Annotated in this window: 13 protein-coding genes; 6 read left to right on the plus strand and 7 right to left on the minus strand. The window is 32.2% G+C overall.

What is annotated here, in order from left to right; translation table 11 throughout:
* Positions 1–17: 17 nt before the first annotated feature.
* The gene (gene yidD, locus CR532_RS00730; RefSeq protein WP_108728936.1) at positions 18–311 is read left to right on the plus strand and encodes a membrane protein insertion efficiency factor YidD; all 294 of its coding nucleotides are present in this window, start codon (positions 18–20) and stop codon (positions 309–311) included.
* On the opposite strand, the gene CR532_RS00735 is transcribed toward yidD, so the two are convergent.
* The 5 genes from CR532_RS00735 to fliD all read right to left on the minus strand — a co-directional run bounded on the left by CR532_RS00735 (position 300) and on the right by fliD (position 6,508).
* On the minus strand, positions 300–1,181 hold the full coding sequence (locus tag CR532_RS00735) for a glycine betaine ABC transporter substrate-binding protein (protein WP_108728937.1): 882 nt from the start codon (positions 1,179–1,181) through the stop codon (positions 300–302). The genes yidD and CR532_RS00735 overlap by 12 nt on opposite strands.
* Before the next feature lie 37 nt (positions 1,182–1,218).
* Positions 1,219–2,118 carry an ABC transporter permease gene (locus tag CR532_RS00740; RefSeq protein WP_108728938.1) on the minus strand — a complete coding sequence of 300 codons (900 nt, stop codon included), beginning with the start codon at positions 2,116–2,118 and terminating at the stop codon, positions 1,219–1,221.
* Between the two features lie 7 nt (positions 2,119–2,125).
* The gene (locus CR532_RS00745; RefSeq protein ID WP_108728939.1) at positions 2,126–3,244 is read right to left on the minus strand and encodes an ATP-binding cassette domain-containing protein; all 1,119 of its coding nucleotides are present in this window, start codon (positions 3,242–3,244) and stop codon (positions 2,126–2,128) included.
* Positions 3,245–3,371: 127 nt separating this feature from the next.
* Complete coding sequence (locus CR532_RS00750) at positions 3,372–4,376, minus strand: flagellin N-terminal helical domain-containing protein (RefSeq protein ID WP_108728940.1); 1,005 nt, start codon at positions 4,374–4,376, stop codon at positions 3,372–3,374.
* A gap of 131 nt (positions 4,377–4,507) precedes the next feature.
* Positions 4,508–6,508: a flagellar filament capping protein FliD gene (gene fliD / locus CR532_RS00755; protein WP_108728941.1), complete on the minus strand. Its 2,001-nt coding sequence runs from the start codon at positions 6,506–6,508 to the stop codon at positions 4,508–4,510.
* Between the two features lie 199 nt (positions 6,509–6,707).
* On the opposite strand from fliD, the gene nagA reads away from it, so the two are divergent.
* Complete coding sequence (gene nagA, locus CR532_RS00760; RefSeq protein WP_108728942.1) at positions 6,708–7,910, plus strand: N-acetylglucosamine-6-phosphate deacetylase; 1,203 nt, start codon at positions 6,708–6,710, stop codon at positions 7,908–7,910.
* Positions 7,911–7,941: 31 nt separating this feature from the next.
* Positions 7,942–8,745, plus strand: coding sequence for a glucosamine-6-phosphate deaminase (nagB, locus tag CR532_RS00765; RefSeq protein ID WP_108728943.1), 804 nt, complete (start codon positions 7,942–7,944; stop codon positions 8,743–8,745).
* Positions 8,746–8,840: 95 nt separating this feature from the next.
* Here nagB and CR532_RS00770 read toward each other — a convergent pair whose 3' ends face one another.
* Complete coding sequence (locus CR532_RS00770; RefSeq protein ID WP_108729603.1) at positions 8,841–9,452, minus strand: superoxide dismutase; 612 nt, start codon at positions 9,450–9,452, stop codon at positions 8,841–8,843.
* Positions 9,453–9,462: 10 nt separating this feature from the next.
* Positions 9,463–12,159: a preprotein translocase subunit SecA gene (secA, locus tag CR532_RS00775; protein WP_108728944.1), complete on the minus strand. Its 2,697-nt coding sequence runs from the start codon at positions 12,157–12,159 to the stop codon at positions 9,463–9,465.
* 63 nt (positions 12,160–12,222) lie between these two features.
* Between secA and CR532_RS00780 the strand changes: the two genes are divergently transcribed.
* From CR532_RS00780 to CR532_RS00790, 3 genes are read left to right on the plus strand one after another with little or no spacing between them, the layout of a single operon-like run.
* A complete protein-coding gene (locus CR532_RS00780) occupies positions 12,223–13,359 on the plus strand; it encodes an LIC_12708 family protein (RefSeq protein ID WP_108728945.1) in 1,137 nt (378 codons plus the stop codon).
* A 26-nt stretch (positions 13,360–13,385) separates the two neighbouring features.
* Positions 13,386–13,811, plus strand: coding sequence for a hypothetical protein (locus CR532_RS00785; RefSeq protein WP_108728946.1), 426 nt, complete (start codon positions 13,386–13,388; stop codon positions 13,809–13,811).
* Positions 13,812–13,814: 3 nt separating this feature from the next.
* Positions 13,815–14,231, plus strand: a complete 417-nt coding sequence (locus CR532_RS00790) for a hypothetical protein (protein WP_108728947.1) — start codon at positions 13,815–13,817, stop codon at positions 14,229–14,231.
* Positions 14,232–14,344 lie beyond the last annotated feature (113 nt).

A 14,344-nucleotide genomic window follows, 5' to 3' on the forward strand; every position in this document is an offset into this window, starting at 1 on the left:
ATAATATAATTTCAAATATGAGTATACTAAAAAAATTCTTTCGAGCACCCAACTTGATAGCTATCTTATTAGTCAAAATATACCAAAAAACTTTTTCCAAAATCGTTGGGCTTAATTGTATATATAAACCTAGTTGTTCAAATTATGCATTAGAATGCCTAAAAAAGTATGACATTGTAACGGCTTTAATTATAATTATATTAAGATTAGTCAGATGCAATGCGTTATTTAAAGGGGGCTTCGATCCACTATCAAATGAAAAGCCAATATTAAACTCATTTAAGGAATTCAGCAAAAGGCTAATCAAATAAATCTTTATATTTGTCTGGAACCCAACTCTTAACAATCTCTCTGTGTCTATCAACAAATTCAACAGCATTTCTATATTCTTGTCCAGGCTCCTTATAATTTTTTTCTATTAAAGGTAATACTAAGCTGTCATTCCAATAAAAATTATCAAACAAATAATACGCATCAGGATCATCCTCTTTAAGTCCAAGTCTTACAAAGGAATGAATGCTCTCAGTTCCTCCCATTGCTAAATAAGGATCCTCTAAAAATTTAATATCATATTTGGCAAATGCCCAATGGGGATTCCATAAAGGGACTAAAATCCATTCATTCCTCTTAATAGCAGCCTCTAAACTTGCAAGCATTACACTCTCACTTGAAGGGACGAGCTCATATTCTTTATCTAATTCATAAAGCTTAAGAGTCTTTTCTACAGAAAGTTGAGTACCAGACCCAGGATCTATTCCAACCATTTTATTTTGAAACTCACCTCCTCTACCCTTAAGTTCACCAATACTAGAAATTGTAACATACTTTGGAACTACAAATCCTTGTAATGTCCCTTCATAATTAGCACCAAGATCAATGAATTTATCTTTAAGCTTTTCATAATAAAATTTATCGGCCGTCGGTATCCATGCCGATACCATACCATCCACCTGACCTGCTGCCAAATACTGATACATTATAGATGTTTTAACGGGAAATATCTCTACTTTATACCCTATTCTTTCAAAAACAACCCTAATAACATTAGTAGCAGCTGTCTCACCTATCCAATTAACGTAAGCAACCTTTATTGATTTTGAACTTGTAGAGTCATCATTTTTACCACAAGAGAAAAGAATGAAAATAAAAGTCATAAAAATAGCTATAAATAAATTCTTCATTAATCAATACCCCCAGCATTAATAAAAATTAATAATATTATTTATTGTATATTTCCAAAAATCTCTTAAATTTATTTTCTTTTTTTACTCCATAATGGTCAGTATTTAAATAGCTAAATTTAATAAAAATAGCCTGCATTATCCTATCTAAAATAATGGCTATTACCACAACAGCTAGCCCAGATATTAAACCTTCACCAAAATTCAATCTTTCAACAGAATATATCACAGTCCTACCAAGACCCGATGAACCAACCATTGCCGCAATAACTATCATAGATATTGCCATCATTATTGATTGATTAATCCCCTCTATTATGCTTTGAAGAGACAATGGTAGCTGAATTTGAAAAAGAATACGAATATTACTACTGCCAAAAGACTTTGCAGCCTCAATTACTTCTCCTGGAACTTGAACAATTCCCAATCTTGTATATCTAATAACTGGAGGCATTGCAAAAATAATTGTAGCAAAAATAGCTGAAGATGTGCCCATACCAAAAAAAGGTATGGCTGGTATTAAATAAATAAACGGAGGCATTGCTTGCATCAAATCAAGTACAGGTTTTAAAAATATATAAAATCTGGGATAATACCCACCTAAAATACCTACCGGAAGCCCAAGAATTACCGAAAAGAGTACAGACACAAAAATAATTGACACCGTATCCATTGAAGCTTCCCAAAGATTAAAATACAAAACAAAGCAAAATCCCAACATAATCAATAATGCTAATCTTTTCTTTAAAAACAAGAAACTTAAAACGCAAATGATAATAATAAAAAGAACAGGAGGAATAAAAAGAAATAAATCTTTTAGATTTTCATAAAATAAAATCACAATTTTTGTAAACCCTATGCCATTAGAATCTGAAAAATTGTCAACTAAAAAATTAAAAAATCTGTCTATATTAGAAACTATAATATCTCTATTCATATCGTACCTATTTTGACAGTAAGTCAGCAAGCTCATCCACATCGATATATCCAATAATGCTGTCCTGATCCCCTCTTACTATCAAATAATCCAACTTATTTAAATATTTAACAATACTCTTAATCTCATCATCTAGCCTTAAATTTAAAGAAGCAAGGTTACTATACTTCCTATTAAGATCTACATTGTACAAACTAAAGGCATCACCTTCTCTTTCAATAATAACATTATATCTATCAGAATCACCATTAAGACCAAAATTCATTTTAATAATATCTTTAATTTTTAAAATGTTTAGCACAGGAAGATTTTTAATAAAATTAGCTATAAAATCCGTGCTCGGATTTGCCAATATCTGCAATGGCTTGCCCACTTGAATAATTTCCCCATCTCTCATAAAAGCAATTCTATTGCCCAACTTAAAAGCCTCAATTAAATCATGAGTAATAAATACGACTGTCTTTTTTAATTTGGCTACCAATCTTAAAAGTTCATCCTGCATCTCCCCCCTAATCAAAGGATCAAGAGCTGAGAAAGCCTCATCCATCAAGAGTATATCGGGATTAACAACCAAAGCTCGTGCTATGCCTACTCTTTGTTTCATGCCACCTGAAAGCTCATTTATATACTTATACTTAGAATCTTCAAGACCCACAAGCTTTAAAACATCAATAGCTCTCTGTATCCTAATCTTTTTAGGAATATGCTTAACTTCAAGTCCATAAGTTACATTTCTTAAAACATTCATATGTGGAAAAAGTCCAAAATTTTGAAATACCATGGCAAATTTATCTTTTCTTAAAGCAGAGAGATCTTTTTGATTAATATCATTCATTTCAATATTATTCACCAAAATAGATCCAGCATCTATCCTGTATATACCATTCAAACACCTAACAAAAGTAGACTTACCACATCCTGACATACCCATAATAACTAAAATTTCATTTTCATAAACATCAAGAGTAATATTTGCATTTGCAATAAAAATAGAAGATTCCTTATAAATCTCAGATCTATTCTTACCATCTTCATAATTTTTTATTGCTTTAATTATTTGTTTTTTATTATTATTATAAGAAAATGTTTTATAAAGGTTCCTAATTTTAACGCTAGCCTTATCCAAAGCAACCTCCTAATGCAAACATTTTAAGTTTTATACACACTAATATTCATTATACTAAAATATTGGAATTTTCCTTGCTATAAAAAAATAAGGGTCTTCTAAAAGACCCTTATTTCCAAGATCAAATTTACCTAAGTAATGATAATACATACTGTGGCACTTGATTTGCTTGCGCAATCATTGCCATCGCAGATTGTGTCAAAATACTATTAGTTGTAGATGAAACCATTTCATCTGTCATTGCAGCATCTTTAATTTGAGCATAGGATGCTTTTAGGTTTTCAATAGAGTACTCTGTACTACTCTTAATAGACTCGAGCCTATTTTGGAAAGCTCCAAGGTTTGCTCTCTGATCACTTACCATTCTAATAGCATTCTCGATTTTCGCAAGTGACATATTAGCATCAACAGTAGTTGTAACATTAACTGGAGAATTAACCCCTCCCTGAGCTGGTGCTGCCGCAGCCGCTGGCGTTCCTTCCTGCTGAGCTCCCGCCTGTGCTGGTGCTGCCTGAGCCACCTGGTTACCCTCACCCGCAAAAAGATTAGCAACATTAGCAGCATAAATATTAACAGCAATCGCCTCATCCTGATTTGCACCCACATGTACTCTCAATGTCCATGAAGCTTGCGCACCAGTTAGTGATGATGGTGTATTAATTTTTGCAGGTTGCATTCCAAGTTCTTCAGCTGTACTTACATTTTGAGCAGAAGACTTGTTTGACAACATGTGCATTTGGTTGTATTGAGACTGATCAGCAATTCTGTTAATTTCATCTGTAAGTTGCTCAATTTCAATCTGAATAGAACCTCTGTCTGCATCTGAATAAGTACCATTACCAGATTGAACTGCAAGCTCTTTCATTCTTACCAAAACACCCTCTAATTCATTTAAATTTCCTTCAGTAGTTTGAACGAAATTTATAGCTTTCGAAGTATTTCTAGATCCCTGAGCTAATCCTCTAATCTGAGCATTAATCTTTCCAGCTACACCCATACCAGCAGCATCATCAGATGCACGATTAATTCTATACCCACTAGAAAGTTTCTCCTGAGTTTTGCTAAGATTAGCAGCATTAATGCTATTGTTTCTTGAAGCATTAATAGCTGATGTATTGTGATTTATGATCATAATTACATTCCTCCATGATTAATTCAATTTATGGTAAATCCCTTTACCTTTTAAAAAGGATATCACAAAAATAAGAAAAAAATAAATACAATGCTAATTTAAATTAAATTTGTTAAAATTGGTTATCCAAGTTACCTATTTCGTCTCTGCAAGTCAAAAGATTTAAGGACTTCCTCTTGTTCCTTCATCCGCTTTACAGTGAAATCTAAGGTATTAAGCTCGCCTTCAACCTTCTTCTCCCGATCTTCATATTTCTTTTTATAATCTTCAACCACATTTCTCTGATTGGGAATCTTAAGATCATAACTCCTTATTTTATTATAAATAAACCCTCCGGAACTCACCAAAGGAGATAAATAATCACCAAGTGCCTTAGCAAGTCCATCATCATACACTCGATCATCATTAAAATCAATTGCAAAAAGTTCCTTTACTGAATTAATATTACTCTGTATTATTTCATTAAATTTCTTCTCATCAAGCTTTAAATAACGAGAAAGCCCACCAGATGAAGATACGGAATTAGTAAACACCCCTATTTGACTAATTATTGACAAATTAGGATCATTGGTCATATAGGCGTTAAATATGATTGATTCTAACCTTGATTTAAGAGTCTTTAACGAAAATTCAGCTTTAAGGATCCCTAAATTCTTGTAAGCTTCTTCCCTTTGCTCATCACTTAAATACTCTAACTCCTCTAACACATCTGATTTCTGCCCCTTAGAATTATCTTCATTTGAACTTACAATATTAATCTCAGCAAGAACTTCATTATAAGCTACAAGGAAATCCAATAGAAGTTTTTTGATTCCATCATAATCAGGTTCAACTTGAGCAATGATAGTATTCTCTGATGTCTTCTTTAAATTTAGTGTAACATTGGGAATTAAATCATTAATAGTATTTGAATCACGCTCAACATCAACTTCATCAAATTTCAATTTTGCATTCTCTGCAAAGCTTTTTGCATTTATTGGCAAATAACCATCTCTATTCTTTGGATCAAAAATCTCAATATTACGAACAGTAATTACCCTGTTATTACCTTTATTTTCAATATTGATCTCTTTTAAATCCAAAAGTGCACCAATTTCAACCTCAACCTTCTCAAAATCACTTGCAACATTTACAGGAGGCAACTCTACAGAACCTGTATTGCTGTGAATCTTTACCATATTTATTTGAATATACTTCTTTTCCTGCAAAGGAGGCTTATGATCAGGGCCAAGATTAATTATGCTATCTTCACCCTCAACCTTAGCATCCTCAAAAGTAGCCTTACCAGGATTAAAAATAATTTTATTTAAAACACCTTCATTATCAGTATCATGATACTTAATATCAAATTTAAGTTTACTTCTACCACTAATTTCAATATTTTCTGGAATACTTATTGAAATCTCTGAGAGAGGCTCTAATATAACACTATTCTTAACAAGAGATATCTTATTGCTACCATTTTGTTGACTATTAATAATCTCTGCAAGATTAGGACTAAAATTTGTTGTAAGCTCACTTAAAATGCCTATTTGTTTAGCAAGATTTAAAGCCTCATCCTTCATAATAAGTTGATTAGTTTCCCCTTCCTTTAAAGCCTGCAAAATCAATCGGCTATTCCCAGAATTATCACTTTTGACAACCTTCGCAGATAAAAATCCCTTGCCTCTACTATTAATATCTTTTACAAGAGACTCAATATCTCCATTATTTTTAAACTTAATCTCTTTATTGCCAACTAAAAATGTATAGTTCCCCATAGGAATCTTGAGTTCCTTTTGCTGAAAATTCGCAGATAAAAAACCATCTGAACCTGCTAATTGATTAACATCAATTCTATAAGTTTCATTCTTAGAACCATAACGAGCAGACATAGATAGCACATCATCATCGCTAGATTTACCCGACATGTGATTGAAAGGACTATTAAGAGACGTAATTTGTCGTGCCAGTGAATTTAAAGTAGAAATTTTCCTGTTAAGCATTTGCCAAGCACTCTTTTCTTGCTCTAAATCCTCAAGTCTTTGCAAAGATGAATCTATTTTGGCTTTATCGCCTTTAAGCATCGATTCACGAATTTCTTTATTATTATATTTATTATCCAGCCCTGGAACAAAAAATCCAGAAGACATTAAAACTCCCTCTTAAGTAAAAAGTTTAACACAGAAAATATGCAAATATTACAAACAAATTCACAGCATATTCAAAATCGCAAATAAGTATCTTTTCAAAGAATAATTTAAAAAATAAGGATATTTAAAAACACCTCTATTTATAGTAAAATCTAAAATTATAAAAAAAGTATCTTCAATTTTATAGGAGAGGATAGGTATGAAAAATTTTTGTTTATTTAATGCAAAATCTGTTCTTACAGGGCATGATAAAATAGAAAATTCAGCTGTCCTTATCAAGAATGGCAAAATTTTTGATATTGTAACAGCCGATAGACTTGAAAAGATTGACCTAAAAGGCTACACAATGATTGATGTTAAGGGCAACTACATAACACCTGGTCTTTACGATAATCACATACATGGATTTTACGGCTATGGAACTGATCAATGTTCAACAGATTCAATACTTAAAATGTCACAGCATCTAGCAGAGTACGGAGTAGTAGGATTCCTACCGACACTTTATCCACGCCCAGTTGATGAAATGATCGCAACAATCAAAGCATGCTCAGACGCAATAGGCAAAGAAAAGGGTGCAAAAATATTAGGACTCCACCTTGAGGGTCCCTTCTTCTCTCCCAAGAAAAGAGGTGTTCATCCTATCTCTTACCTCCAAAAACCAAGTATCAAAATCATGAAGGAATTCATGGATGCCGCTGGCACTTTTACAGATACCTTTGGACGAAAAAGAACTAATATCGTAACAATGACAGTCGCACCTGAGCTTAAGGGAATGAGAGAACTTGCAATGTTTTGCATGGAAAATATTATAACGCTTCAAGCAGGACATACCAACGCAACATATGAAAATATGCTTGAGGGATTTCAAGTGGGAATACTTCACACAACTCATTTTTTCAATGCCATGTCAAAACTTGATCACAGAAATCCAGGTGCAACAGGGGCAGGCTTAATGCATGGAGATGTTTCTTGTGAAATTATTGCTGATGGATACCATATTCATCCAAAACTCTTTTTAATGCTTAGAAAACTTAAAGACATAAGTAAACTAATTCTTGTAACCGACGGTTTAACACCAACACTACAGACATCTGGAAAATTAATCGCCAATGGAGACGAAGTTTATCTTAAAGATGATGGGTTATTTCATACTGTGGCGGACGATACAATAGCAGGCTCATCTCTTACAATGATACAAGGCGTTAAAAACTTAGTAGAATTCGGATATAGCTTAAGTGATGCTATTCAAACAAGTTCATATAATCCAGTAAAAATAATTAATCGTGGGAAAAAGGGATTAATATGCCATGATTATGATGCAAACATAAACGTCCTTGACAAAGATTTAAATTTAAAATTAACTATGATAGAGTCAAAAATAATATTTAATAAACTTTGATTGTTGAGTTATCAATAATAAGGAGATCTAGATGAGACTAATCATTAGGCCTGAATATAAGGATATTTCAAAATGGATTGCCAATTATGTAGCGATGAGAATAAAAGAATTCTCACCAACAAGAAAAAAGCCCTTCATTTTAGGTTTGCCAACGGGAAGCTCGCCACTTGGTATGTATAAAAACTTAATTGAAATGAATAAACTTGGGAAAATTTCATTCGAAAATGTAGTCACATTTAATATGGACGAATATATAGGCTTAGACAAAAATCATCCCGAGAGTTATCATTCATTTATGTGGAATAACTTTTTCTCACATGTAGATATAAGAAATGAAAATGTGCATATCTTAAATGGCAATGCTTCTAATCTTGCAAAAGAATGTGAAGAATATGAGAATAAAATTAAATCTTATGGTGGCATTATGCTCTTTGTGGGAGGAATTGGGCCTGATGGCCATATTGCTTTCAATGAGCCCGGTTCATCTCTTCAATCAAGAACAAGAATTAAGACTTTAACTCAAGATACAATTATTGCAAATTCAAGGTTCTTTGAAAATGATATTAACAAAGTTCCCAAAAGTGCCTTAACCGTGGGAGTAGGAACCATTATGGACTCAAAAGAAGTAATGATCATAGTAAATGGATACAATAAAGCAAGGGCATTAAAACATGCTATTGAGAGCGGTGTCAACCACATGTGGACAATCAGTGCACTCCAATTGCATACAAGCGCAATTATCGTCTCAGATGAAGCTGCGACATATGAACTTAAAGTCGGCACAGTAAAGTATTTCAATGACATTGAAAAAGATAACTTTAATAATGATATATAGAATGCATTTATGTATTAAGGTTTAGTGCCTAAAACAAACTAGGCGTAAAGCAAAAAATATCGCAAGCCTAGTTTAAGAATCTCTTAAAGACAATATTATTCTATTATTTCATTATATACTCTTGAAACCTCTTCCCAATTGAGAACCTTAAAGAACGCATCAAGATAATCAACTCTTCTATTCTGGTATTTAAGATAATAAGCATGCTCCCAAACATCAATGCCTAAAATAGGCTTATAATCTCCCATTAAAGGGCTATCTTGATTTGGTGTTGATATTACTTGCAATTCTTTATTTGCATGAAGAACTAGCCAAGTCCAACCACTTCCAAAAATCTTCATGGCTGAATCTTTTAAAGCCATCTTAAGATTATCAAGATTCCCAAAGATAGCTTTAACCTCTTCTTCAAAATTTTTCAAAATATTATCTTTGTTCCCAGGCTTCAAGATTCTAAAATACAAAATATGATTAGAATACCCACCAGCATTGTTTCTTATTACCCCTTGGAATTCTTCAGGAAACCGATGAATATTTTTTAAAATGTTTTCAATATCTTTAAAGTAATTTATATTTGTCTTCTCAAGAGCAGAATTTAGATTCACCATATATGCATTATGATGCTTGGTATGGTGAATCTCCATAGTCCTAATATCAATATAAGGCTCTAAGGCATCATAAGTATAACCAAGTTCTGGCAACTTAAACATAAAACCTCCTTTAGTTTCTTCCATGACAATTTTTATATTTCTTCCCACTTCCACAATAACAAGGCTCATTTCTTCCAATCTTTGGAGTACTTCTAACTATTTGACCCCCCGATGAAGCATCTTCCTTCCCAGAAACGATACTTGAAAACTTTTTGTGAGTAGCGCTAATATTTTTAGACTTCTTATTTTTATAACCATTAGGATCAACATCAACTTTTATCTGTAAAGCTCGCCTCAAAGTGTCAACCTTAATATCTTTAACAAGCTCACTAAAAATTGCGAAACCTTCTTCTTTGTATTCAGTAATTGGATTTTTATTAGCATAAGATCTAAGATAAACTGACTCTCTTAAAGAATCAAGATTTGAAAGATGCTCTTGAAATTTAGAATCAATATTTCTTAAATATTCGTATCTTAAAAATTCATTCAAAAGTTCTGATCCAATCAGATCTTCCTTTGCAAATAAATTAGACTTTGCAATCTCCATTAACTTATCTTTGAAACCCAAAATACTCATGCCCTCAACAGAACCAATACTTTCCATCATAGAAGCAAAAATTAAATTTATTTCATTTATCACAGAACTCGTAACTACTTCACCTTTAACACTATCAAATAAAAAATCAAGATACTCCCTTAAAGACAAAAGAAGACGTTCCTTAATGTTATCATCCTCAAGAATTGAGTTTCTCTGAGCATAAATAAACTCTCTATGCTTTGTTATAACGTCATCATACTCTAAAAGATGCTTTCTAATTTCAAAATTTCTATCCTCCACACGCTTTTGAGCATTCACTAAAGATCTTGTCAATAAGGAATGTGCAATAGGTTCGCCTGAGTTCATCCCAAGCTTCCCCATTAACGCTCTTAAATTATCACCTGCAAAAAGACGCATTAAATCATCCTCAAGAGATACATAAAATCTTGATCTCCCCGGATCTCCCTGCCTTCCTCCTCGCCCTCTAAGCTGGTTATCTATCCTCCTTGACTCATGTCTCTCACTACCAATAACATAAAGTCCACCAAGGTCTTTAACTTCCTCATAATCTTTAAGATATTGTTCCCTTTCATCTTGCATAGCTCTTTGAAGCTCTTCAATACTTGCGCCTGTACCTACCTTTTTACGCGCTCGATGCTCAAGATTACCCCCAAGCTTAATGTCAGTACCCCGACCAGCCATGTTAGTTGCAATTGTAACAGCATGTTTCGCTCCTGCTTCAGCAATAATCAAAGCTTCACGAAAATGATTTTTTGCATTAAGAACTTCATGCTTAATGCCTTTCCTGCCAAACATATACGATAATATTTCAGATTTCTCAATAGAAACAGTCCCAACAAGAACAGGCTGCCCCCTCTTATAAGCCTCGTAAACCTCATCAGTAATTGCGTTAAACTTAAATTCCTCAGTGTAATAAATAACATCATCCTCATCTATTCTTGCTACCAATCTATTAGTAGGTACAACCACAACATCAAGGTTATATATTCTATGAAATTCCTTTGCCTCTGTGTCAGCCGTACCCGTCATGCCGGAAATCTTTTTAAACATTCGAAATAAATTCTGAAATGTAATTGTTGCCATAGTTTTATTTTCACTTGCAACCCTAACGCCTTCCTTAGCCTCAATAGCTTGATGCAATCCATCAGAGTACCTGCGTCCCGTCAAAATACGACCTGTAAACTCGTCAACAATCTCAACACCAGAACCCCCAACAATATATTCCCTGTCCTTTAAAAAAAGCAAATGAGCTTTCAATGCTTGGGTCATATAATGAACATAATTAAAATTAGAATCAACATACATAGACCCCGAAATGATACCTTTTGAAATTAAAATTTTCTCAAGATTATTTAAACCATTTGCCGTAAAAGATATTCTCTTACCCTTCTCATCAATCGTATAATCTCCATCAAGATCATCAATCTCTAAAGGATAATCCCCCGTTTTTGGATCTTTAGAGCATTCCTTTAGTAAAGAAACAAGAGAATTAACTTCCAGGTAAGCCTTAGTATCTCCCTCAGTAGAGCCCGAAATAATTAAAGGAGTCCTGGCTTCATCAATTAAAATAGAATCAATTTCATCAATAATACAATAATTAAAACTTCTCAAAGATTTTTGAGATGCATCAAAGCGCATATTATCTCTTAAATAATCAAATCCAAGCTCATTATTTGTAACATAAGTAATATCCTTACTGTATTCCAGCTTTCTCCTATCAGAATCCATGTTAGATAACACAACGCCAACACTCACTCCTAAAAGTTCAAAAACTGGCTTCATCCAATTTGAATCACGCTCTGCAAGATAATCATTAACAGTAACAATAATAACACCCTCACCTGTTAAGCTATTAAGATATGCAGCCTGCACAGAAGATAGAGTTTTACCTTCTCCAGTCTTCATCTCTATTATTTTTCCCTGATGAAGTACAAGCCCCGCAATAAGCTGTACATCATAAGGCCTCTCCTTAAGACGTCTTCTAGCAGCTTCTCTAGATAGTGCAAAAGCTCTCTCTAAAATATTTTCTAAAACCTTACCTTCCTTAAGTTCATTTTTAAACTTTTCTGTCTCCCTAACAAAATCTTCATCTGCTAAAGAGAGTGCCCAAGACTCAAGCTTATTAATATTTCTTAAAGCAGGAAGATAATTTTTCAAATCTCTCTTACTTTTCGAACCAATAGTTGTTTCAAATATTGCTCTTAACATATTAGATATCAATTCTCCTAAAATAATTGACTTTCAAGCATTTAAAATAATAACATCTAAAACATGAGAAAGTTTTATAAAATTTATATATTAAGTTTCTTTTTCGTAATTATATCATGTAATACTAAAACTTTAAACGAGCTAGGCGAGGAGCAGTTCAAAATACCATTTGGTACTTTACCTGGAGAAATAGCGCCACTTGAAAATAAATTCACCAACTCAAGCTTTGATATTAAAACGTACAACGGACTTGTATATATTGTAGAGACAAAAGCAAACAAACTCATGATTTTTAATTCCTATGGAAAATTAATTCAAACTTATCAAAATAGCATATTCAAGAGCAATCCTGATCTTAAGATTAAAAAAGTAGATTTTGAAAGCATTCAAGCAATCTACCCATCAAAAGACTTTATTGTGGTGTCAGACAAAATTGATAATAAAAAATCTAAATTTGATGAGAAGGAAAATATCGCATACTTTACAAGAATATTTATTTTAAATAAAGATTTATCTGTAGAGGTATTAGGACAGGATGGGCAAAATGGAACACCATTCCCTCAAATTTACGATATAAATATTGATGATGGAAATAACATAGCAATAATAACCATATATAATGAAGGATATATAATATACTCTTATGACAACAACCTATCGCCACTTTACAAGATTTATGTTACTAAACACATACTACAAATACCTGAGGAAGAGAGTAAAAAATATAATATATCAATAGATAAAGTATTCTTCGAAGTAAACAAAAAAATTATTTATGTGAAAACAACTCACTATGAAAACATTGGAGCTAATGAAGGCATTAACGACCTTGGAGTGAGAATTAAAAATCAATATCTCTACACAATGACCTTAAACAAAAATAAAGAATTTGAAATAAAAAATAAAATTACTCTACCCCAAAATTTATTAGATGACCAACAAGAAAGCTTTGTTAATATCATTGGAATTCAAAAAGACAACATAATAGCATCTACCAACATGAAAAATCTATCTAATACTTTAATATGGAAGCTGGACAATCAAGGAAATATAAAAGAACAACTGATCTTAATTGAACCACCAAACCTCACATTTCTTGCTGAAAGCTTATCTAAGGATGGAATCCTTAGTATACTTTATGGAGAAAAAAGTGGCGTCAGTGTCTATTGGTGGAATTTAAACACTTTGCTCAAGTTATAAACCATAACTTAAATGTGAATAGATCTATGAAAAGCAGAGATTGCAAAAGCAAAATACAAAACAAATATAAACAAAAGTTAAAAAAACACTTAACCATCGGGATAATTTTTGTCATAATGCTAATTGTTTTAAAAATTATCTTAATTCCTACATTAAAAAACACAGAAAAAAATTACAAACCTATTATTGCTATAGAACATAAAACAAAAGATGCAAATCTATATCTCAAAATCAATATTAAAAGCAACAATAAAAAGGAATTAGGAAAAGCTAGCTTAGAGGTATATTTAGATAATAAGCTTATTGAAAATAATATGATCTACATAGACAAGATTGACTATACGTTATATACTAATGTTGCATATAAAAATGAAAGTTTACTAACTATAATGCTAATAAATCATAAAGGTGAGAAAACATACTTTAGTAAAAAGTTAATTTTTGGAGGGTGAAAGATGTTGCAAGTATATTTTATATCCGTTTTACTTAATATATTAGGAGGCATAGTACTAGCATTTCCAATTTTAAGAGAAAGATTTAATTTCTTAAATGTCTTTGAAGAATTTGTAAATCTAATTAATGATAACAAAGATGTAAGAGGATTTTTCGGAACCGTATTTTTAGCAACCAGCATCTTGGAAATAATCACACCTTACAGTTTACCAATAATTGGGAATTTACTGCCTGCTATCAGCTTATTTTTTATCGGGTTTATCCTTTTCTCAAGTCAAAAAATTTCAACAAACCTTGAAAGCAACAAAGAATATGGAAGATTTAAATCTGTCCTTGAACGCAATAAAAAATTAATAGGAATCATTGCAATAATTATTGGGATCATTCATTTTTTTGCAGCAAAAATACCTTTGCTCTAAATTAAAGAATAAATACATCACATATGTAATCTCAATCTTTAAAATTCTAAAAATAAGCTAAAAAATGATAATATTATTTGAGTTAATCAAAAAGGAGAATGTCAATGTTGATC

It is taken from the genome of Candidatus Borreliella tachyglossi, from assembly GCF_003076595.1.
Classification (GTDB): Bacteria; Spirochaetota; Spirochaetia; order Borreliales; family Borreliaceae; genus Borrelia; species Borrelia tachyglossi.